Genomic DNA, 19,427 nt, shown 5'->3' on the forward strand with positions numbered 1-19,427 from the left:
CCATTTTTGTCTCTCCCTCATCGTTTATTGTCTTTCTCTATTGTAATCTTTCGAGGCAGAGTTGCGCAACATAAGAATTTATCAGTGTTTCCCTAAAAAATAGCCGTAAATATTTTCCGTAACTATTGACAAAGAGCCCAAACGATATGTATGTTGCGATTTTATAATTTGCTAAAAGTTTAACGAGAACTTGCGACAATTAAACTTACAATTTGCCACCATCTTGACGCATTTTTTCTTCCTTGTTCGGACGAAAAGAGCTACGCCCATTTGACGGCCTTCATTTTATCAGCGATTCCTTAAAATCCGTACGATATATGTCATCATCTAGCAATATCGGTTCTTCTCCCTCCGTTCTTCTATCTCAAGACCAAAACATACTTTGTTATAGTTGAGTAAGGGGATACTTAGAAATTATGATTGAGGGCAAGTGCTTTGTAAAAGTAACTAAGAATTATTGATCTTCCGCATTATACACATCATTCAAAAATCCATACCTACCTTTTTCTTTGTTTCTAGAGAATTGAATAACATGGACAGCATTTTCCTCACTGTCAGTGGGAATGAAGGGCATACGTTTTGTTTGCTCAACAATGATGACCTGTCGTTCGTGGGCATTAGAGATGAGATACTTTATGAAATTTTGTTTTATGGTATCGTTTTGTTCTTTATGTTCCGCTTCAGAGAGCTGCGTCAAGGAGGAATCGACTGCATAGAAGCCGGGAGCATTCCTTCCAAGATCAATGAGGTATGAACTCATCGCCATTGTTGTGATTGTGTTCAGTAGCCCGCAGAAGCCTCCGCCCATTGAGACAGATTTTTTTAGCCCATCAATCTCAATGTCGAAGTTTTCCATGTTAAGTCTTGCTGAATTCGCTCCTCCAATATGGGAGGCTTTCAAAATCTGACGAAGCTTCTCTTCAAAGCCTTTGATGAGATCGTAGTCATAATCCTCGAACACATTATACTTCGAGGGGCGCGATATTTCTTCTGTTTCCTTGTTGAACAACTCACTACTGTACTGTATTTCGTCTTGACGGACAAAATCGAGCTCTCCTGAAAGTCGTATCAGTTTTAGATGTTGTTCAAGTTTTTCTTCAAAAGAACTTAATTGAGGTTGTAATTGGTTAGTAATCAGAGTATCAATAGTATCCTTCTTTTCTTCTAATGCTCTGATTGTGGTAATGATCGTTTTTTGTTGATGATTGACGTCCTTCTGAGCAATATTCAGTTCGGATAGATGATGTTTAATTTTTTCAAGCTCAGCTGCAGATGCTTCAATAAAAGATGTGCTCTGTACACGTTCTGCATATTCACCGCAGATAGGGCACTTAACTTTTTTTCGGATAGGTGAGATACTCGCTGCGCCATCAACAATAAACTCGATTCGCCTGATATCAGCTTGATACTGTTGGTGTAGGACAGAAAGATTATGTTCTACAGTTTTTGATTCGGAGAGTTTACCATTCCATGCATAGATTTCCGACATAATCTGCTGACTTTCTTTTGCAGCAGCATCCATTCGTGTCTGCAGGTCAGAAATCTCTTTTCGAATACGCTCGACGCTCGTACGAGGATCTGTGATACTTGAGGATGAGAGAGCAACTTCCAGTTTTTCTCGTCTGGCAGTGAGTTCCTTTACTTTTTCTTGGATGTATCCAATCACGGCCTTCTTTTTTGCTTCACTGATTTTAGGATCTTCTGTTGCAATAAGGGAATTGGCATCTTTCCCAGTTAATAAGTATAACAGTACGGATGCTGATGCCGTGTGACCCGGGCTATTGGGCGCCAGTAACGCTGAGCTTTCTCTTGCAACATCTCCTTGTCGAATGAAAAACAGATGGAGCATACTTCTCCATGTTAGATCTTGAGTTTTAGTGCCTGTTTCTGCCGAACGAATAACATGCGGTTCATCAATTCCAAGCAAATGAAGATAGACAGCGTTGATATTCTTCTTGGCGTTATGACTTACGCTGTATGTACCATGCTCAACTGTTGGATCTGTGCCGCTGACGAGAATTTTTGAATCAGCTATTTTGCGCTTCAGAATAACGCTTCCTGTGCCTGTTGCCAAATGGAGCGTGACATACTCATAGCCGTATTGGTTATCAACAATTTTTGAAGGTCGGTTTTTCTTCGGGGAGAATCCGAATACATAATCCAAGCAGTCCATGATGAGGCTTTTTCCTGTATTGGAAGGCCCCAATATAAAATTCAAACCAGGTTTGAAATCAATGACGGTGTCTTTGTGCCATCCACCGGACACGATCAGTTTTTCAATATAAAATCTATTCATGTCCGACCTCCTTTAGTGATTGAACAGTAAGCTTGTTTATTTCTTTCAACATCGCCTTGGCATTTGCTCCATTAAACTTACTAAGTACAGCATGAGTCGCAATAATGTATTCTTTTGCATAGTCATTGTCAAATTGCTTACAGACCGCCATTCCAAGCTCTGTAATGGAGTATCTGTACCCGGTTGGGGTGGGAGATAGGCGAACATATCCATCCAGTACAAGGTTTTTTAAAGCAGAATCCACCATATGCTTTCTTGCTGGATATTCACTAAATCTGTAATCGCCATATCCATGCAGGTTTTCGTCCAGTAGACCAAAGTCTGATGCGTAAACAGAGATGAAATCTAATGCACTGACTTGTTGTTCATCTAATTTTGAAGGAAACAACTCTTTCAGCATGAGAAGAATACGGAGAGAAATTTCAAAGACTGAGCCAAGGGCGGATTCACTCATTGCTTCTTTCTTCTCCTTATCCATGCAAGTTTACCGTCGTTCACAAGATGATGGCATACACCTTTTTTGATTTTTCCACCGATCCAATATGGAGATGCGCTGAGAACATAGTTTGTCATCGGTGTGGTGACTGCCTGCTCCATTACTGCAAGCATACGCTCATAACCATTCGGGTGTGCTCGTTTTGCTGTGTCTGTCACGCCGACAAGAGTTTCGGATTTCAAGACGTCAAATTGATCTGTTAGACTGCCACTGCCCAACTCTAATACTCCGCGCCGTATGCTTTCAGCCGCATAAAAATCGATGCGGCGACCATTTAAATCCTCCTCATAGTCGGGAAATGATATAAGGTCATTCCTTGAAAACACATCCATGCCCTCGGCATCGCCGTATGCTAAAAACAACTCATCAATATATGTTTCCTCATTTTGAGTCGCTTCCTTAGGAACCGGTACATTAGCCGGACGGGGGAGCGACTTTATTTTTTCTTGGATGTCATTGATCAGCGTCAGATCTAAATCAGATTTTTGAGAGGGGGGAGATGAGGCAATATTGTTGATGATGTCTAAGATTATAGACTCTAACAGGTCTGCACATGCTGTGGCTGGATCATTACTTGAAATGTTATGTCTGACCAACCAAGCTGATATCTTGTCATAAGACGATGTATCATCCATTCTCTCCCATATCCAATGCGAGAATTTTTCCTTATCACGGTGGTCATAGAGATATTGTGCATCCTTTACTTGAATGAGGCGGATTCCTTTGATGTATCGATACTTTGTGTCATTCTGTCTCTTCAGTAGTTTACAGGCGTCCATTGCAGCATCTTGTATGAAATTCCCGATCAGCTCAGTGAAATAGTCATACTCCGATTTTCCATATGAAATATAGGCTGAAAGACCTGTAGCATATTCAGAAAAAGTCATGACTTATATTCCTCCTGTTTGAAGATTTCCTTTCTGTCCGAGAGCGTCCGGGAGTGTCCGTCCAGTCCGATTTTTAAATAAGCTATTTTGCTAAACTGCTATTAGTAAGTTGATTTTGTAGAAGTCCTCATCAAGCACAGCATATGAAATCTCTCTGTGAAGATAGTGCATAGAACTATTATAACACATTTCCAAGACAGTCCTTGCACCTTCGTCGTTTTATCCGGGGGCAGAGGAAATCTAGTACATCTAAATTATAACACGAGCAAGAGTTTCTTTTCTCGCTTTTGTGAGAAAAAAACAGAAAAAATTCTAATCAAAAAGCGGTGACCAAATCGGATGTATGTGTCCGTTTCTTTGTAGAGGGAGATTTTTTTAAGGATGTGGTAGGAAGAATCAAATTCGGTTTCCCTAAGTAAGTCAATCTGTTGTCCAAGATGGCCATAGGACGGCGGGATGCAAACAGGGATTCTGACAGCATACGAGCTTGTCAGTATTTCTATGCTCCCACCGTGCTTCTTTATGCCCATTTTTGGAGTGAAGCCCGTGTGTAGTTTTGCATCCTGCCGTTCGGCAAGAACGAAAGGAACGCAAAACTATGAAAATCCAGCTTAACGGTATCATCAAAGACTACTCCGCGCAGGAGGTCAAGGAACTCCTGCAGCAGGGACATCGTTTTCAGCACAGTAAGAAGCTGGGCGTGTATGTCCCCGTCCCGATTCAGATCCACGAAAACGGAAGAATCCGGGATACGGGCATGGATGAACTCGTCCGGCGGAAGGCTGCCGGAGAAAAGTTCTTCAAGGCGTCGGGGCGGGCAATTTATGCACCTGTCGATGCTAATCAATACTCCGTCGTCATGCGCCCAATCTGGCGGGAGGATAAGCGGGAAAAGCGTGAGCAACACTGTATCTATGAAGGAAAGCCCTGCTGCGCCAACCGCAGCTGTGATGGATGCTCACATCCCGTGTATCGGACAATCTCTTTAGAACGTGCGGTGGAGGTCAATGACCCGGCACTTCCCGTCCATGAGGATGTCGCCGACACCGCAGTCCGCGAGGAGCGTAATCGCACGCTGTACGAGGCTCTCGCCAAACTCGATCCCATCGACCATGAAATTCTTATCCGCAGGGCGGCGGGACAGTCTGAACGCGAGATTGCTGGTGCTGTCGGCTTCAAATCCAAAGAAAGTGTTCGTAAGCGTATGAAGAAATTCATGCCCAGACTGCAAGAGCAGATTGAGGATATTTTGTAAAATCTGGTGACCAGACTGCGGGCAGGTGTCCTCTTCTTTATAGGAAGGTGAAGATGCCCGCAGTTAATCGAAAGGAAGTGATACCTATGCGGGAACAGAATGAAGTCACAGCAGAGCTTGTGGCGACATTGCGCCGGCTCGTCGATGTCCTTGAGGAAATCGTACAGAGTTCTCAAGGCGAGGAGCAACCGAAGGTCTCGGAATCGGAGGAAGCCGCGCCGACACTTGAGGAGGTACGCACCGTGCTTGCGAAGCTCTCTGTCGAAGGGCACAGTGCCGCAGTCAAGTCACTGATCTCCAAGTTCGGCGCGGCAAAACTCAGCGAGCTTGTGCCGGAGTACTATACGGCACTCTTGAAGGAGGCTGAGAAGATTGGCACGTAAACATGCCGTCCTCTCGGCATCCTCTGCCGCACGTTGGATTGCCTGTCCGCCGTCGGCGCGGCTCAATGCGGAGCAACCCGACACGCCGAGTGAGTATGCCGCCCAAGGGACAGACGCGCATACGCTCTGCGAGTACAAACTCCGCAAGGCTCTTGGGGAGCGGGTGCGCGATCCGACCAAGAAGCTGTCCTCCTATGACAGTGAGATGGAAGAGTGTGCAGACTTTTATGCCCAGTTCGTTATGGGGCTTGTGTCGCAGTTCCGCGAGGAGTCGAAGGATACGATGGTGTCCGTGGAGCAGCGTGTGGACTTCTCGGACTTTGTACCCGATGGGTTCGGCACAGCCGACACGCTCATCATCTCCGGCAAGACCGTCTGCATCGTGGACTACAAACACGGCAAAGGCATCGAGGTCAGTGCTGACCACAATCCGCAGATGATGTGCTACGCGCTTGGCTGCGTCCAGATGTTCGACGGTCTCTACGACATCGAAGAGGTGCGGATGGTGATCTTCCAGCCTCGTCTCGCCAACATCTCGGAGTTCATCATCTCGAAAGCTGATCTTCTGGCATGGGCGGCAGATACGCTTGTACCTGCGGCAAAGTTGGCACACGAAGGAGAAGGAGTGTTCTGCGCCGGAGCACATTGCCAGTTCTGCAAAATCAAGGCGACCTGCCGCAAGCGGGCAGAGTACAATCTGGAACTCGCCCGGTATGACTTCGAAATGCCACCGACACTGGAAGATTCGGAAGTAGAAGCGGTGCTTGCAAAGGCTGACACACTCGCCGCATGGGTCAGCGACATCAAGGAATACGCCCTGCAGCGGGCGATTCAAGGGAAACAGTGGACGGACTGGAAACTGGTGGAAGGCCGCTCGAATCGGAAATACACCGATGAGGCGGCTGTCGCCAAAACCGTCAAAGAAGCAGGCTTTGAGCCGTATGAGCAAAAACTGCTCGGAATTACGGCGATGACTGGTCTGCTCGGAAAAAGTAAGTTTGAGGAACTGCTCGGCAGCCTCGTTGTCAAGCCGCAGGGGAAACCTACACTTGCTCCCATGAGCGACAAGCGGCCGGCGATGAATACCGCAGCAGAAGATTTCAAGGAAAGTTGAGGAGAAAACACATCATGGCAAAAGTTATCAATCCGACAAAAGTGATCACGGGTGTCAAGACACGTTGGAGCTATGCCAACGTCTGGCAGGCAAAGTCCATTAACGGCGGTGCGCCGAAGTTCAGCGTGTCGCTCATCATACCGAAGAGCGACACCAAGACAGTGACGGCAGTGAAGAACGCCATTCAGGCGGCATACGAGGAAGGGCAATCAAAGCTCAAGGGCAGCAGCAAGTCCGTGCCCGCACTCACGGCGATCAAGAACCCACTTCGTGACGGCGATGTGGAACGCCCGGACGATGAGGCGTATAAGGACAGCTACTTCATCAACGCAAACTCTGCGACCGCGCCCGGCATCGTGGATGCTGCCCGCAATCCGATCATCGAGCACTCGGAGGTCTACTCCGGCGTTTACGGACGAGCAAGCATCAACTTCTACGCATTCAACTCGAACGGCAACAAGGGCATCGCTTGCGGACTGAACAACCTGCAGAAGATTTCCGACGGTGAGCCGCTCGGGGGCAAGACCCGCGCCGAGGATGACTTCGCAGACGAAGACGAGGATTTTCTCAGCTAAATAAGAGTTGACCGACACGGGCAGCGGGGATTCTTCCTCGCTGCCTTTGTCACGGAAGGAGAACATACATGAAGTCATTATCTATCGATCTTGAAACGCGAAGCAGTGTGGATATTGGGAAAAGTGGTGTTTATCGATACGCAGAGGCAGAGGATTTCGCGATCTTGCTCTTTGGATATTCCGTGGACGGCGGTGCTGTGCAGGTCATTGACATTGCTAACGGAGAACAGATTCCGCAGGAAATTCTGGATGCTCTGACCGATGAGAGCGTCATCAAGTGGGCATTCAACGCCAACTTTGAACGTGTGTGCCTGTCGCGTTACTTGTCGGACTTGGGGATAGCCCTCGATCCGTTCCATGACAATCATCCACTTTCTACGGAGTGTGCCCGCTTTCTGAGTCCCCACAGTTGGCGATGCACAATGGTCTGGTCTGCCTACATGGGACTGCCGCTCTCACTTGCCGGCGTTGGACGTGTGCTTGGACTGGAAGAGCAGAAAATGAACGAGGGTAAGGCTCTGATCCGCTATTTTTCAACGCCTCCGTTCCACGAACCCACGGGAGCGAAGTGGGACCTCTTCAAGTCTTACAACCGCCGCGATGTCGAAGTGGAGATGGCGATTCAGAAGCGTCTCTCCAAATATCCTGTGCCGCAGTCGGTGTGGGAGGAGTATGTACTCGACCAGGAGATCAATGACCGCGGGATACGTCTGGATATGCCCTTGGTGGAGAACGCCGTCCAGATCGACGTGCGAACCAAGGAAAAACTGACGGACAGGCTGAAAACTTTGACCAGCCTTGAGAACCCGAACAGTGTCACGCAGATGAAGGCATGGCTCAAGGAGCAGGGAGTTGAAACCGAGTCGCTCGACAAGAAGTCCGTGACTGCCCTCCTTGCCAATGTTCCCGATCCGCTGAAGGAAGTACTGGAACTTCGGCAGCAGCTTGCAAAATCCTCGGTGAAGAAATATCAGGCAATGCAGAATACCGTTTGCTCGGATGGTCGTGCACGGGGGATGTTCCAGTTCTATGGTGCGAACCGTACCGGGCGGTTTTCGGGACGCCACATTCAATTACAAAATCTTCCTCAGAATCATCTCGCCGACCTCGAATACGCCCGCAGTCTCGTGCGGCAGGGAAGTTTTGCGGCACTGGAACTGCTCTATGAATCCGTGCCGGATGTCCTGTCACAGCTTATCCGTACTGCTTTTATTTCCAAGGAGGGCAGAAAATTCATTGTCGCGGACTTCTCTGCCATTGAAGCACGGGTACTGTCATGGCTTGCCAAGGAACGATGGCGCATGGACGTTTTTGCAAATGATGGCGACATCTACTGCGCTACAGCGGGCAGGATGTTCCATTGCAATGTGGTCAAGCATGGAGAGAACGGGCATCTCAGGCAGTATGGTAAATTAGCAGAATTGTCGAGTGGATACGGCGGCTCCGTTGGTGCGCTGAAAGCATTCGGTGCATTGGAGTCTGGGATGAAGGAAGAGGAGCTGAATCCGCTCGTGGATGCATGGCGTGCAGCAAATCCGAACATCGTGGACTTCTGGTGGGCGGTGTATCGCGCCACGAAGGACTGTATCAAGGAGCGCAGCACAAAGGTTACCCATGGCATCCGGTTCATCTATCAAGGCAGCATGATGTTCATCGAGCTTCCGTGTGGGCGCAGGCTTGCCTATGTGAAGCCGCGCATTGGGGAGAATCAGTTTGGCGGCGAATCCGTCACTTACATGGGACTCAATCTCTCGAAAAAGTGGGCACGGATTGAATCTTACGGACCGAAGCTCGTGGAGAATGTCACGCAGGCGATCAGTCGCGACATTCTCTGCTATGCCATGCAAACGCTGCGGACGATGGACATTGTTGCACACGTCCATGATGAACTCATCATCGAATGCGACGAGCGAGTTTCTCTTTCTGCCATTTGTGAGCAGATGGCGCGAACCCCGCCTTGGGCAGACGGACTCCCGCTCCGTGCCGATGGTTTCGAGTGCCAATTCTATCAGAAAGATTGACTTCAATCCTCCCGTGAAAAATGGGAGGATTTTTGGTGACCAAAACCTCCCTGTTCGTCCTCTTACTGATGAGAGGAACTAATCAGTTTTCAAAGGGAGGAAATCTTATGTTCTATGTCAAGGAAAACATCAATGACACTCTGGAGGTCACGGTGGAAATCAACGATGAGAATGTCTTCTGTCACTGTCCGCGCTGCGGAGCGGAAGTGCCTGTTGATCTCAATGAATTCTTCGGCGATTCGGAGTTCGACCTCTTCGGCACGGCGATCTGCTGCACGGAATGCAGCAGGAAGATGAGGTGCGAGAAATGATCGAGTTCAGAAATCACGAGGGATATGCCGACCCTACGGCGCACGCAGCTCTCACGAAGGTGCTCCGACAGAATCTGTTCACTTACATCTGTTCGCCCTATCGGGACAATCCGCGCGTCAACGTCATGCGGGCGCGGCAGTACTGCAAATTTGCTGTGGGCAGGGGGCGGATACCACTCGCGCCGCATCTGTACTTTCCTCAGTTTCTGTTGGAGGTAGATGAGCGGGAGAAAGCGATGGATATGAATTTCGAGCTTCTGAGGCTGTGCGGCGAGGTTTGGGCGTTCGGCGAGCGAATCACCGAGGGCATGGCAGCGGAGATTGCTCATGCCGAGCGGCTGCAGAAGAACATCCGCTATTTCACAACGAAGTGCGAGGAGGTTTCGCCATGAAGGTAATAGAGACAGAATACAAGGGCTATCTTTTCCGCTCACGCTTGGAGGCGCGGTGGGCAGTGTTCTTTGATGCCTGCGGTGTTCGTTGGGAGTACGAGCCGGAGGGGTATGTGCTCAATAACGGTCAATGCTATTTGCCGGACTTCCTGCTCCACGATGTTGACGGAAGAGCAGGCGGGGATCTCCATGTGGAGGTCAAAGGGAAGATGACCAAGGATGATGCCGCCAAAATCAACCAGTTCAGCCAAGGTAAGCACCCGCTCCTCGTTGTTCCCGGGATTCCTGACGGAGACGGTATTGGAGATATTGAATCCTACTGCCGCGAGTGGGGGCGTTACGGTTTCCCCAGCTTTGGCGGCGGACCCTATCCCTTCAACTTTCAGACCATCGACGGAGATTACTACGTTGCTCATCCCAGCATCAACAAACAGGGCAAATTTGAGCTTTTCGGAGATGACAGCAACTATACGATGGACAGGGACGATGCCTCCACCGTACAGGCGTTCAAGCTGGCACGGCAGGCAAGATTTGAATATGGACAGACACCGAGGGTGAGGAAGGTGCGCGTATGAGAGAATTAGCATTTTGTCTTGGCAACAGCCGTGCGGCTCTTGTCTGGCATCCAGGAAAAATGACGATGGACGCTCTTTGGGAAAAATTGCAGAATCCCATCCGTACTGCCGAAACCGCTGCAGAATACCGTTCCATGAAGAAGTGCGAACGGGATGTCGTGAAGGACAAAGGCGGATTCTTTGCGGGAACGCTGAAAGGGACGCGACGGCGGGCGACCGAGGTTATCAGCCGCTCCATGATTACCTTAGATCATGATCGACTGGAGCAGGGCTGTTTCGATGATTTTGCCTTCAAACATTGCACCATCGTCTACACCACCCATAGCCATATCCCGGAAGCCCCACGGGCGAGAATCCTCGTACCGTTGACGCGGGATGTCACACCGGACGAATACAATGCCATCGCCCGCTATCTTGCGGACGAGATCGGCATGGATACGGTTGATCTCTGTTCCTTCAAGATTAATCAGCTGATGTATTGGCCGACCTCCTCTTCCGACGGGGAGTACATCTGCCGCAGGTATGAGGGCAACTGGCTCGACCCCGACGCATTTCTGGCAGCGCATCCGAACTGGCAGGACTGCAGCTCTCTGCCGACTGCACCGGGTGAAACAGAAGCGGTGGAACGGGAGCGCAAAAGACAAGCTGATCCTCTGACCAAGGAGGGCATTGTAGGAGCGTTTTGCCGTGCCTATCCCCTCCAAGAAGCTATGCAGGCATTTCTCTCCGATGTGTATGAGCCGACTGCAGATGAGAATCGGTGGGGCTATACGAAATCGGCGAGCATCCCCGGTGTGATGATTTATGATGGCAAATTCGCCTACAGTCACCATGCCTCCGATCCTGCCTACGGGAAGCTGTGCAATGTATACGACCTCGTAGGGATGCATCTCTTTGACGGCGATTTCACTCAGATGGCTGAGTTTGCCGCCAAGGATGAAAAGGTACGTACCCTTGCACTCAAGGAGCGGCAGGAACGGGCGGTAGAGGACTTTGCCGAGGAGGACGATTGGAAGGACAAGCTGGTGCGGCAGAAAAAGTCCACACAGATTGAAAACTCCCTCTACAACATCAAGCTCATCATGCAAAACGATCCTTATATGAAAAACATTGTCTTTAATCAGCTGGCAGACGGCATGGAAATCAAGGGCGAAGTGCCGTGGTCACATCCCGGTAAGTTCTGGCGGGATGCGGACGATGCCCAGCTTATCTGTTATGTGGATGACAACTACGGCACGTTCTCGGCGCGGAACTATGACATCGCCGTCGCGAAAGCCGTGGATGATCGCAGTTATCACCCGATACGGGAGTATTTTGCCGCACTGCCTCCTTGGGACGGTGTGGCGAGAGTGGACACGCTTCTTATCGACTACTTGGGCGCAGCCGACAACGCATATACCCGTGCCGTCAGTCGGAAAGTGCTGTGTGCCGCCTATCGACGCATCAAAGAGCCGGGCATCAAGTTTGACTATATGCCCGTTCTCAACGGCGCACAGGGCATCGGAAAATCCACCTTCATCGCCAATCTTGGCATGGATTGGTTCTCCGACAGTCTGACCTTATCGGATATGAATGACAAGACCGCCGCCGAAAAGCTGCAGGGGTACTGGATTCTTGAAATCGGCGAATTGGCAGGCATGAAGAAAGCCGACCTCGATAAGGTGAAAGCCTTTGTGTCGCGGGTGGACGACAAGTATCGGGCGAGTTTCGGCAGACGTGTGACATCCCATCCGCGCCAGTGCGTGTTTTTCGGCACGACCAACAGCGAGAATGGGTATCTGAGAGACATCACAGGAAACCGCCGTTATTGGAACATCAAACTGAGCGGCAGCAGCAAATATAGACCCTGGCAGATGACCTCGGAGCTTGTGCAGCAAATCTGGGCGGAGGTGATGATTCTCGCCGATGCCGGAGAAAAGCTGTATCTGCCCCCGGACTTGGAGGAATATGCCAAAGAGGAGCAGCGGGAAGCGATGGAGCACGATGAGCGTGAAGGTCTGGTGCGTCTCTATCTCGATACGCTGCTTCCCGCCAACTGGGACGAGATGGATCTCTATCAGCGGCGGGAGTTTTTGCGGGGCGATGATACGACTCCCGTGGGGACAGACGTGCGCGTGATTGTCAGCAACATGGAGATTTGGTGTGAGTGCTTCAGCAGGAAAAAAGAGGATTTGCGTTCCATGGACAGCTATGCGATAGCAGCCATCATGTCCAGACTTCCTGAATGGGAAAAACAGCCCACACCCCAACGTATCGCAATTTACGGACTGCAGAGGATCTATCGCCGCTTGTAACTTGTACGGAAGTTGTAACTTGCAGCAAAGCCCGTACCATAAGGCTTTGTTACAAGTTACAAGATTTATATATGTAAATAGAAACATAATAATTCCGTACATGAAAAACGCGAATACGCGCATATATGCGTATATAGGGATTTTCTGTAGCCTTGTAACAAGAAACAACGTGAATCCGTTGATATGACTGGCTTTAGAGGTGATACAACCTCATGTTACAGGAGGAAAAGTTGTACGAACGGACGATTGAGCAGAAACTTGCAGCAAGAGTCAAAGCAATGGGCGGTATCGCTCCGAAGTTCACCTCGCCGGGATTCGATGGAATGCCCGACCGACTGGTGCTTTTGCCCGGCGGCAGAATGGGCTTTGTGGAACTGAAAACACCGGGGAAGAAGCCGAGAGCCTTGCAGCTCGCCCGTCATAGGCTACTCCGACGGCTTGGATTCAAGGTGTATGTGATTGACGGAATCGAGCAGATTGACAGCGTATTGGAGGAAATCGACCATGAATGAACTTACGGTATTGGAACACAACAGCATTCGTGTCATGACCACGGATCAGCTTGCCGAGGCGTATGGATGCAGGGCAATTCATATCCAGCAGAATTTTAAGAACAACAGGGAGCGATTCGTTGAGGGGAAGCATTACTTCAAACTTGAAGGTGCTGATCTCAAGGCTTTCAAGGACTCACTCGAAAATATCGAGTCAGTTGTCGGGAGTCGCGCACCGTCTCTGATTCTTTGGACGAAACAAGGCGCGGCGCGCCACAGCAAGATGCTGGGAACCGAGCGGGCATGGGATGTTTTCGATGAGCTGGAAGAAAGCTATTTCAACCCCATGAGGAACATGACACCCGAGGAGTTTCTCCTTTACAGCGCACAGCGAATGGTGGAACAGGCGAAGGCAATCAAGGCGGCAAATGCCCGCATCGACAAGGTGGACGAGCGGCTTCTTGAGGTCGAGTCCAAGCAGATGACTATCGATGAGCACCACTACACCATCATCGGCTATGCCAACCTCACGGGAATCCGTGGCGTGAGTCGGGATGCCGCCGCAAGACTTGGACACAGAGCGTCGGCGATGTCCAGAAAGCAGGGTTACCACATCGGCAAGGAGTACGATGCCAAATATGGCATGGTGAACACCTATCATGTGGATGTGCTGCAGGAAGTGTTTCGGTAATGAATTCCGTTGAGATTGGAGGTGATGCCCCGTGAAGTTCATACCGCATGATTACCAACAGTACGCCATCGACTTTATCGAAAGTCATCCGACTGCCGCCGTACTCCTTGATATGGGACTTGGAAAAACGGTAATTACTCTCACAGCCCTCAATGACCTGCTGTTTGACCGATTCGAGATTTCCCGCATTCTCGTTATCGCGCCGCTCCGTGTGGCACGAAACACATGGCCGCAGGAGATCGGTAAGTGGGAGCATCTGAACCATATCCGTTATTCCGTTGCAGTCGGAACGGAGAAAGAGCGTCGGGATGCGCTTCGCAAGCAAGCCTCCCTCTACATCATCAACCGCGAGAACGTGCCGTGGCTCGTGGAGAAAACGGACTTCTCCTACGATGCCATCGTGATTGACGAACTCTCGTCCTTCAAGAATTGGGGCAGTAAGCGCTTCAAGGCACTTATGAAGGTTCGCCCCTTGGCAAAGAGAGTCATCGGACTGACGGGAACGCCATCCGGCAACGGCTTGATGGATCTGTTCGCAGAGTTCAAGGTTCTGGACATGGGACAGCGTCTGGGACGATTCATCACGAAATATCGGCAAGATTACTTTGTGCCGGACAAGCGCAACGGGCAGGTGGTGTTCTCCTACGTTCCCTTGCCCGGAGCCGAGGAGCGGATCTACGAGAAAATCTCCGACATCACCATCTCCATGAAAGCCGCCGACCACCTCAAGATGCCGGAGCTGATCGAGAGCGAATACAGCGTCCGCATGGATGAGGCTGAGAAGAAGATATACACCGAAATGTGCGAGCAGTTGGTTTTGCAGATGAAGGGCGATGAGGTGACGGCGGCAAATGCCGGTGTCCTGTCCGGGAAACTCGCACAGATGGCGAACGGTGCGGTTTACACTGACGGTGGGACTACACTGCATATACACGACCGCAAACTCGATGCCTTGGAGGACATCGTAGAGAGCATGAACGGCAAGCCGCTCCTCGTGGCGTACTGGTTTCGGCATGATGCAGATCGCATCGAAAAGCGTCTGCCATGTGTCCGACTCGATACAGATGATGCCATCGCCCGTTGGAATCGCGGCGAAATCCCCGTCGCACTTATCCATCCTGCAAGTGCGGGACACGGGCTGAACCTTCAGAGCGGCGGCTCGACCTTGGTGTGGTTCGGTATCACATGGAGTTTGGAACTCTATCAGCAGACCGTGGCACGGCTCTATCGGCAGGGACAGAGTGCAAACACTGTGGTGGTGCAGCACATCATTGCCGAGGGCACGATTGACGAGAGAATCCTCCGTGCCTTGAAACGGAAGGACAAGACACAGGCGGCACTGATTGAAGCCGTCAAAGCGGAGGTAACATCATGAACTATGAGATTCTGGCAAATGCCATCGTCGAACAGGCGGCAAAGGATTATCGGTGGGCTAGGGCGGCACTCGGCAAAGACGCAGAGAATGTTGTAGCGACAGCGATGCGTTCTGAGACAGAGCGGTTCTTTCGTTCCGCATGGTTCGGACAGCTGACAAGCATAGACGGAGAGTGGCTGCTTGAAAAGTTGGAGGGGGAATTTGCATGACAGCAAAAGAATATCTCAGTCAGGCATGGAACATTGACCGACGCATCAATGATAAGGTCGCCCATGTATCGCGGCTGCGTGACATGGCAACAAATGTGAGCGCCGTCATCAGCGACATGCCAAAGAGTCCAAGTCCGAACAATCAGCGGATGGAAACTATCATCGCTCGTCTGACCGACACGGAAGATGAGATCAATGCTGACATCGACCGTCTGATCAATCTGAAACTCGAGATCATGAATACGATCTGGCAAGTTGAGGATGAAAACTCTCAGATGGTGCTAGAGCGTCGCTACCACAGCTTCAAATCATGGGAAGATATTGCAGCGGATATGAGCGTCAGCATTCGATGGGTGCATAAGATTCATGCCAAGGCTCTGGATGATGTTGAAAAAATTTTGGAAAAAAGACAGCAAAGTGCATCTGAGTTCACATAAGTTCACAAAGGTTCACGTTGCGTTCATAGGGTTGACAGTGATATGATAGACTCAGCAAGAATAGGATATGGAATCAGCCTTCTCGGAGAAGCAATTCTCTGCGAGGGCTTTTTTGATGCCATCGAGGAGGTGCGCGATGCCGAGAAAGCCGAAGCGCCCCTGCCGCATGACAGGATGCCCGAATCTTACAGATCGAAAAAGCTGTTATTGCGAGGAGCACGAGAAAACGATGCAGCGGCACTATGACCACTTCACGCGTGGGTACGATCAGCACGAGAGATACGACAGTGCATGGCGCAGGATTCGCGACCGTCACTTGTCAGCGCATCCGCTGTGTGAGTGTTGCAAGGAGCGGGGCAGATACGTTCTCGCGACGCTTGTGCATCATATTCGACCTCTCGCCGACGGTGGCACGCATGACGAGAGCAATTTGATGTCGCTCTGCGTATCGTGTCATGAGCGGATTCATCGGCGGAGAACACCAAAATAAAAAGCCGACTCCAATGAATCGGCTAGAAGAGATCGCTATGTGAACCCGTGCGGGAAGCGGTCAGAATCAGTTTTCCTTTGTCGATGGCATATACGAGTAGCCAGTCCGGCATGATGTGGCATTCGCGAAAACCAATGTAATCACCAACGAGCGCATGATCCCGATACCTTTCGGGCAGGTGTTTTTCCGCGCAGAGCATTTGCAGAACATCATCCAGCTTTTGTATATCTGCTCCACGTTTACGCAGCTTCTTTAAATCCTTGCGAAACTGCGTGGTGGTGACGAGATCAAGCATGGGCATCCTCCGCATCCAGATCATCCATCAGTGCGGACAGTGACGGATAACGCTTCGGCTCAACTTTACCATCCATGATGTCGCGTGCTTCCTGCATGGCAAGAAGTGTTTCCCTATTATAACGGGGCTGTTTCGGTTGGAAGGGAAAGCCTCCCTCCATGATGGATGCGTGCAGAAAGATGTTGATGGCGTCGGTCACGGAGATACCGAAACTAGAAAAAACGGTTTCAGCCTGTGCTTTGATTGTCGGCTCAATGCGCATATTGATTGTTGCCGTCTTGGACATGATGCATAACCTCCTTTTGCTTATTGTAACGCGAAAGTGAAGCAAATGCAATACGTTCTTATCCCCCATAGGGGGCGGTCAAATCCCTAAAACCGCGCCGTTACTGGACCGGGGAGGGGGCGTACGCACAAAAACGTCGGTTCAAACGGGGTATTAAAGGAAGGGGGCGAAAAGATGGCGCGGGACGGAACAAATCGCGGTGGACGGCGCATCCGGGCGGGAGATAAACCCGAACCACTCGCAGATAAAATCGCGGGTGGGCGCACGGCGCACATCATGGAGTTCCCCATGACGGAACTGGACGGCACAGATCTTGTGGATGCTGCCGACCTCTACGGCGAGGAGATGCCAACGCCGAGCGAGTTCCTGTCTGCGCGACAGCGGAACGGAAAGCCGCTCGGCGCGGATGAGATTTTCCGTGAAACATGGCTGTGGCTGAAGGAGCGCGGCTGTGAGCGGCTTGTGAATCCACGGCTCATTGAAAGCTACGCACAGGCATTTGCCCGTTTCATCCAGTGTGAGGAGGCAATGAGTCAATACGGGCTCATCGGCAAGCATCCGACCACCGGAGGGGCAATAGCAAGCCCCTTTGTTCAGATGGGGCAGGCATTCCAGAAGCAGTCGAATCTGCTCTGGTATGAGATTTTCGACATCGTAAAGCAGAACTGCACCACCACATTCGTCGGCTCTCCGCAAGAGGATCGGATGGAACGGCTGCTGCGTTCGAGGAAGTAAGGAGGGAAGTCATTTGAACAAAACAACATCGGAAATGAAGCTCGTTCCGATCAGTAAACTCGTGCCATATGCCAACAACGCACGGACGCATTCGCCCGAGCAGATCAACAAGCTGCGCGGCAGTCTGCGGGAGTTCGGATTCGTCAGTCCCGTCATTATTGACAAGGACTACGGCATCCTCGCAGGACACGGACGTGTTGCGGCGGCGCGGGCGGAGGGGATGGAGAGCGTGCCGTGCGTATTCGTCGATCATCTGACGGAAGCGCAGAAGAAAGCCTATATCCTCGCGGACAACCGTTTCGCACTTGACGCAGGATGGGACGAGGAAATGCTGCGCGTCGAGATGGAAGCCTTGCAGGGTATGGACTTTGACATCTCGCTCACGGGCTTTGACGAATCCGAGATTGCCGATCTGCTCTCACTGGATGATGGTGAAGCGCAGGAAGATGATTTCGACGTGGATGCGGAACTCGCAAAACCCTGTGTTGCTCAATCGGGTGATGTGTGGCATCTCGGCAAGCATCGTGTTATCTGCGGAGATTCCACGTTGCCGGAGACGTATGAACGTCTGCTCGGCAGTGAGAAGGTAAATCTCGTATGCACGGATCCCCCATACATGATCCAGCTTGAAAGCACATCGGGGAAAATAAAGAACGACGATCTGAATGACAAGGACGCCTATGAGTTCCTCAAATCTGCCTTTACCGCCTTCCACTCGGCAATGGCGACAGACGCTTCCATCTACGTTTTCTACGCAACGGCAAAAGCCCGTATCTTTCATGACGCTTATGAGGATGCGGGCTTTAAAGTTGGCGCGGGCTTGGTTTGGAAGAAAGACCGACTGGTTCTTACGCGCACGGACTGGAAGTACATCCACGAGCCAATTATCTGGGGATGGAGGAAGGACGGACGGCACAGGTGGTACGGCGATCAGAAGCAGACCACTGTCTTTGCATTTGACCGTATCAAGGACTCGAAGAAGGACGGCTGCGGTCATCCGTCCTCGAAGCCAGTGCCGCTCATTGCGTACCTTGTCAAGCAGTGTACGCAGAGGAATGGCATCGTTCTTGACGGCTTCCTTGGTTCTGCATCAACGCTCATCGCCTGTGAGCAGTTGAACCGTATCTGCTACGGCGTGGAACTTGAGCCGAAGTTCGTGGATGTCGCTGTCGAGCGGTACATTCAGAGCAAAGACGGGAATGCCGAAGATGTGTTTTTGGAACGTGACGGTGAGCGCATTCCGTATGTGGATGTGCCGAAACCAAAGGAGGAATCTTGATGCGTGTGTTTTTGAATCCGGGTCATGCCCCGGACGGCAATCCAGACCCCGGCGCGTGCGGGTACGGACTGCAGGAATGCGACGTTGCAAAGAATGTCGCTGACCTTGTGGCGGGGTATCTGAGTGCCGCAGGTGTAGAAGTTGTTGGATGTTTGCAGTCGGACAGTCTGCATGAAGTCGTCTCGGCTTCCAATCGTGCGGATGCCGATGTGTTTATCTCTGTTCACTGCAACGCTTGTAACGGCACGGCAAACGGAACGGAGGTCTGGCACTACTACGGAAGCGGAGAGGGAGAGAAACTGGCACAGTGCATCCAGAATCAGATTGTGGATGCACTCGGAACCGTGGATCGGGGCGTGAAGGGGGCAAAGCCCGGTGTCAACGGACTTTACGTCTTAAACAACACCGACGCAGTTGCCGTCCTCGTTGAGCTTGCGTTTATTGACCATGCGGGCGATGCAGAGCTTCTGCGTTCGCATCAGGATGAATTTGCCCGCGCCATTGCGCGTGGGGTAACGGACTATGAAGGAGAGTGTTGAA

The 19,427-nt window shown here is 50.9% G+C and carries 23 protein-coding genes; 18 read left to right on the forward strand and 5 right to left on the reverse strand.

Annotated elements, in window-relative coordinates; all coding sequences use genetic code 11:
* Window positions 1-454: 454 nt before the first annotated feature.
* The 3 genes from HMPREF1147_RS06010 to HMPREF1147_RS06020 are packed head-to-tail and all read right to left on the reverse strand — an operon-like array spanning window position 455 to window position 3,679.
* Window positions 455-2,296, reverse strand: a complete 1,842-nt coding sequence (locus HMPREF1147_RS06010) for an AAA family ATPase (protein ID WP_009658187.1) — start codon at window positions 2,294-2,296, stop codon at window positions 455-457.
* Complete coding sequence (locus HMPREF1147_RS06015; RefSeq protein WP_009440589.1) at window positions 2,289-2,774, reverse strand: ABC-three component system middle component 2; 486 nt, start codon at window positions 2,772-2,774, stop codon at window positions 2,289-2,291. Before HMPREF1147_RS06015 ends, HMPREF1147_RS06010 begins: the two co-directional genes overlap by 8 nt.
* Window positions 2,747-3,679: an ABC-three component system protein gene (locus HMPREF1147_RS06020; RefSeq protein WP_009658189.1), complete on the reverse strand. Its 933-nt coding sequence runs from the start codon at window positions 3,677-3,679 to the stop codon at window positions 2,747-2,749. The genes HMPREF1147_RS06015 and HMPREF1147_RS06020 overlap by 28 nt, the downstream gene beginning before the upstream one ends.
* Before the next feature lie 598 nt (window positions 3,680-4,277).
* On the opposite strand from HMPREF1147_RS06020, the gene HMPREF1147_RS06030 reads away from it, so the two are divergent.
* From HMPREF1147_RS06030 to HMPREF1147_RS11650, 15 genes are all read left to right on the forward strand, one after another.
* Window positions 4,278-4,934 (forward strand): RNA polymerase sigma factor, encoded by a 657-nt coding sequence (locus HMPREF1147_RS06030; RefSeq protein WP_009658125.1) that lies wholly within the window; start codon window positions 4,278-4,280, stop codon window positions 4,932-4,934.
* 86 nt (window positions 4,935-5,020) lie between these two features.
* Window positions 5,021-5,317: a hypothetical protein gene (locus HMPREF1147_RS06035; RefSeq protein WP_009658124.1), complete on the forward strand. Its 297-nt coding sequence runs from the start codon at window positions 5,021-5,023 to the stop codon at window positions 5,315-5,317.
* On the forward strand, window positions 5,307-6,431 hold the full coding sequence (locus tag HMPREF1147_RS06040; RefSeq protein WP_009658126.1) for a DUF2800 domain-containing protein: 1,125 nt from the start codon (window positions 5,307-5,309) through the stop codon (window positions 6,429-6,431). The genes HMPREF1147_RS06035 and HMPREF1147_RS06040 overlap by 11 nt, the downstream gene beginning before the upstream one ends.
* Before the next feature lie 14 nt (window positions 6,432-6,445).
* Window positions 6,446-7,006 (forward strand): DUF2815 family protein, encoded by a 561-nt coding sequence (locus tag HMPREF1147_RS06045; RefSeq protein WP_009658138.1) that lies wholly within the window; start codon window positions 6,446-6,448, stop codon window positions 7,004-7,006.
* A 68-nt stretch (window positions 7,007-7,074) separates the two neighbouring features.
* The gene (locus HMPREF1147_RS06050; protein ID WP_009658176.1) at window positions 7,075-9,027 is read left to right on the forward strand and encodes a DNA polymerase; all 1,953 of its coding nucleotides are present in this window, start codon (window positions 7,075-7,077) and stop codon (window positions 9,025-9,027) included.
* Between the two features lie 107 nt (window positions 9,028-9,134).
* A complete protein-coding gene (locus tag HMPREF1147_RS06055) occupies window positions 9,135-9,338 on the forward strand; it encodes a hypothetical protein (protein WP_009439088.1) in 204 nt (67 codons plus the stop codon).
* Entirely contained in the window at window positions 9,335-9,730 is a 396-nt protein-coding gene (locus HMPREF1147_RS06060) for a DUF4406 domain-containing protein (RefSeq protein WP_037351258.1), read from the forward strand. Before HMPREF1147_RS06055 ends, HMPREF1147_RS06060 begins: the two co-directional genes overlap by 4 nt.
* On the forward strand, window positions 9,727-10,305 hold the full coding sequence (locus HMPREF1147_RS06065) for a hypothetical protein (RefSeq protein WP_009658158.1): 579 nt from the start codon (window positions 9,727-9,729) through the stop codon (window positions 10,303-10,305). Before HMPREF1147_RS06060 ends, HMPREF1147_RS06065 begins: the two co-directional genes overlap by 4 nt.
* On the forward strand, window positions 10,302-12,599 hold the full coding sequence (locus HMPREF1147_RS06070; protein WP_009658185.1) for a virulence-associated E family protein: 2,298 nt from the start codon (window positions 10,302-10,304) through the stop codon (window positions 12,597-12,599). Before HMPREF1147_RS06065 ends, HMPREF1147_RS06070 begins: the two co-directional genes overlap by 4 nt.
* Window positions 12,600-12,829: 230 nt before the next feature.
* Complete coding sequence (locus HMPREF1147_RS06075) at window positions 12,830-13,111, forward strand: VRR-NUC domain-containing protein (protein WP_009439038.1); 282 nt, start codon at window positions 12,830-12,832, stop codon at window positions 13,109-13,111.
* Window positions 13,104-13,781 (forward strand): ORF6N domain-containing protein, encoded by a 678-nt coding sequence (locus tag HMPREF1147_RS06080; RefSeq protein ID WP_009658188.1) that lies wholly within the window; start codon window positions 13,104-13,106, stop codon window positions 13,779-13,781. The genes HMPREF1147_RS06075 and HMPREF1147_RS06080 overlap by 8 nt, the downstream gene beginning before the upstream one ends.
* A 31-nt stretch (window positions 13,782-13,812) precedes the next feature.
* The gene (locus HMPREF1147_RS06085) at window positions 13,813-15,156 is read left to right on the forward strand and encodes a DEAD/DEAH box helicase (protein ID WP_009658165.1); all 1,344 of its coding nucleotides are present in this window, start codon (window positions 13,813-13,815) and stop codon (window positions 15,154-15,156) included.
* Window positions 15,153-15,365, forward strand: coding sequence for a hypothetical protein (locus HMPREF1147_RS06090; protein ID WP_006696228.1), 213 nt, complete (start codon window positions 15,153-15,155; stop codon window positions 15,363-15,365). The genes HMPREF1147_RS06085 and HMPREF1147_RS06090 overlap by 4 nt, the downstream gene beginning before the upstream one ends.
* A complete protein-coding gene (locus tag HMPREF1147_RS06095; protein ID WP_009658151.1) occupies window positions 15,362-15,802 on the forward strand; it encodes a DUF1492 domain-containing protein in 441 nt (146 codons plus the stop codon). The genes HMPREF1147_RS06090 and HMPREF1147_RS06095 overlap by 4 nt, the downstream gene beginning before the upstream one ends.
* Window positions 15,803-15,938: 136 nt before the next feature.
* Window positions 15,939-16,292, forward strand: coding sequence for an HNH endonuclease signature motif containing protein (locus HMPREF1147_RS11650; RefSeq protein ID WP_006696281.1), 354 nt, complete (start codon window positions 15,939-15,941; stop codon window positions 16,290-16,292).
* Between the two features lie 22 nt (window positions 16,293-16,314).
* Here the strand turns inward: HMPREF1147_RS11650 and HMPREF1147_RS06105 are convergent, their stop codons facing one another.
* Both HMPREF1147_RS06105 and HMPREF1147_RS06110 read right to left on the reverse strand, forming a co-directional pair.
* Window positions 16,315-16,587 (reverse strand): type II toxin-antitoxin system YafQ family toxin, encoded by a 273-nt coding sequence (locus tag HMPREF1147_RS06105; protein ID WP_009658133.1) that lies wholly within the window; start codon window positions 16,585-16,587, stop codon window positions 16,315-16,317.
* Complete coding sequence (locus tag HMPREF1147_RS06110; protein ID WP_009658132.1) at window positions 16,580-16,873, reverse strand: type II toxin-antitoxin system RelB/DinJ family antitoxin; 294 nt, start codon at window positions 16,871-16,873, stop codon at window positions 16,580-16,582. The genes HMPREF1147_RS06105 and HMPREF1147_RS06110 overlap by 8 nt, the downstream gene beginning before the upstream one ends.
* 174 nt (window positions 16,874-17,047) lie before the next feature.
* Here HMPREF1147_RS06110 and HMPREF1147_RS06115 point away from each other — a divergent pair, with 174 nt between their 5' ends.
* Genes HMPREF1147_RS06115 through HMPREF1147_RS06125 form a run of 3 tightly spaced genes read left to right on the forward strand, consistent with a single transcriptional unit; the run spans window position 17,048 to window position 19,426 of the window.
* Entirely contained in the window at window positions 17,048-17,608 is a 561-nt protein-coding gene (locus HMPREF1147_RS06115; RefSeq protein WP_009658197.1) for a P27 family phage terminase small subunit, read from the forward strand.
* Window positions 17,609-17,621: 13 nt separating this feature from the next.
* Window positions 17,622-18,887 carry a site-specific DNA-methyltransferase gene (locus HMPREF1147_RS06120; RefSeq protein ID WP_009658147.1) on the forward strand — a complete coding sequence of 422 codons (1,266 nt, stop codon included), beginning with the start codon at window positions 17,622-17,624 and terminating at the stop codon, window positions 18,885-18,887.
* Window positions 18,887-19,426 carry an N-acetylmuramoyl-L-alanine amidase gene (locus HMPREF1147_RS06125; protein ID WP_009658173.1) on the forward strand — a complete coding sequence of 180 codons (540 nt, stop codon included), beginning with the start codon at window positions 18,887-18,889 and terminating at the stop codon, window positions 19,424-19,426. Before HMPREF1147_RS06120 ends, HMPREF1147_RS06125 begins: the two co-directional genes overlap by 1 nt.
* Window position 19,427: the final 1 nt, after the last annotated feature.

The organism is Selenomonas sp. FOBRC9, assembly GCF_000287655.1.
In the GTDB taxonomy this organism is placed as follows: Bacteria; Bacillota; Negativicutes; order Selenomonadales; family Selenomonadaceae; genus Centipeda; species Centipeda artemidis.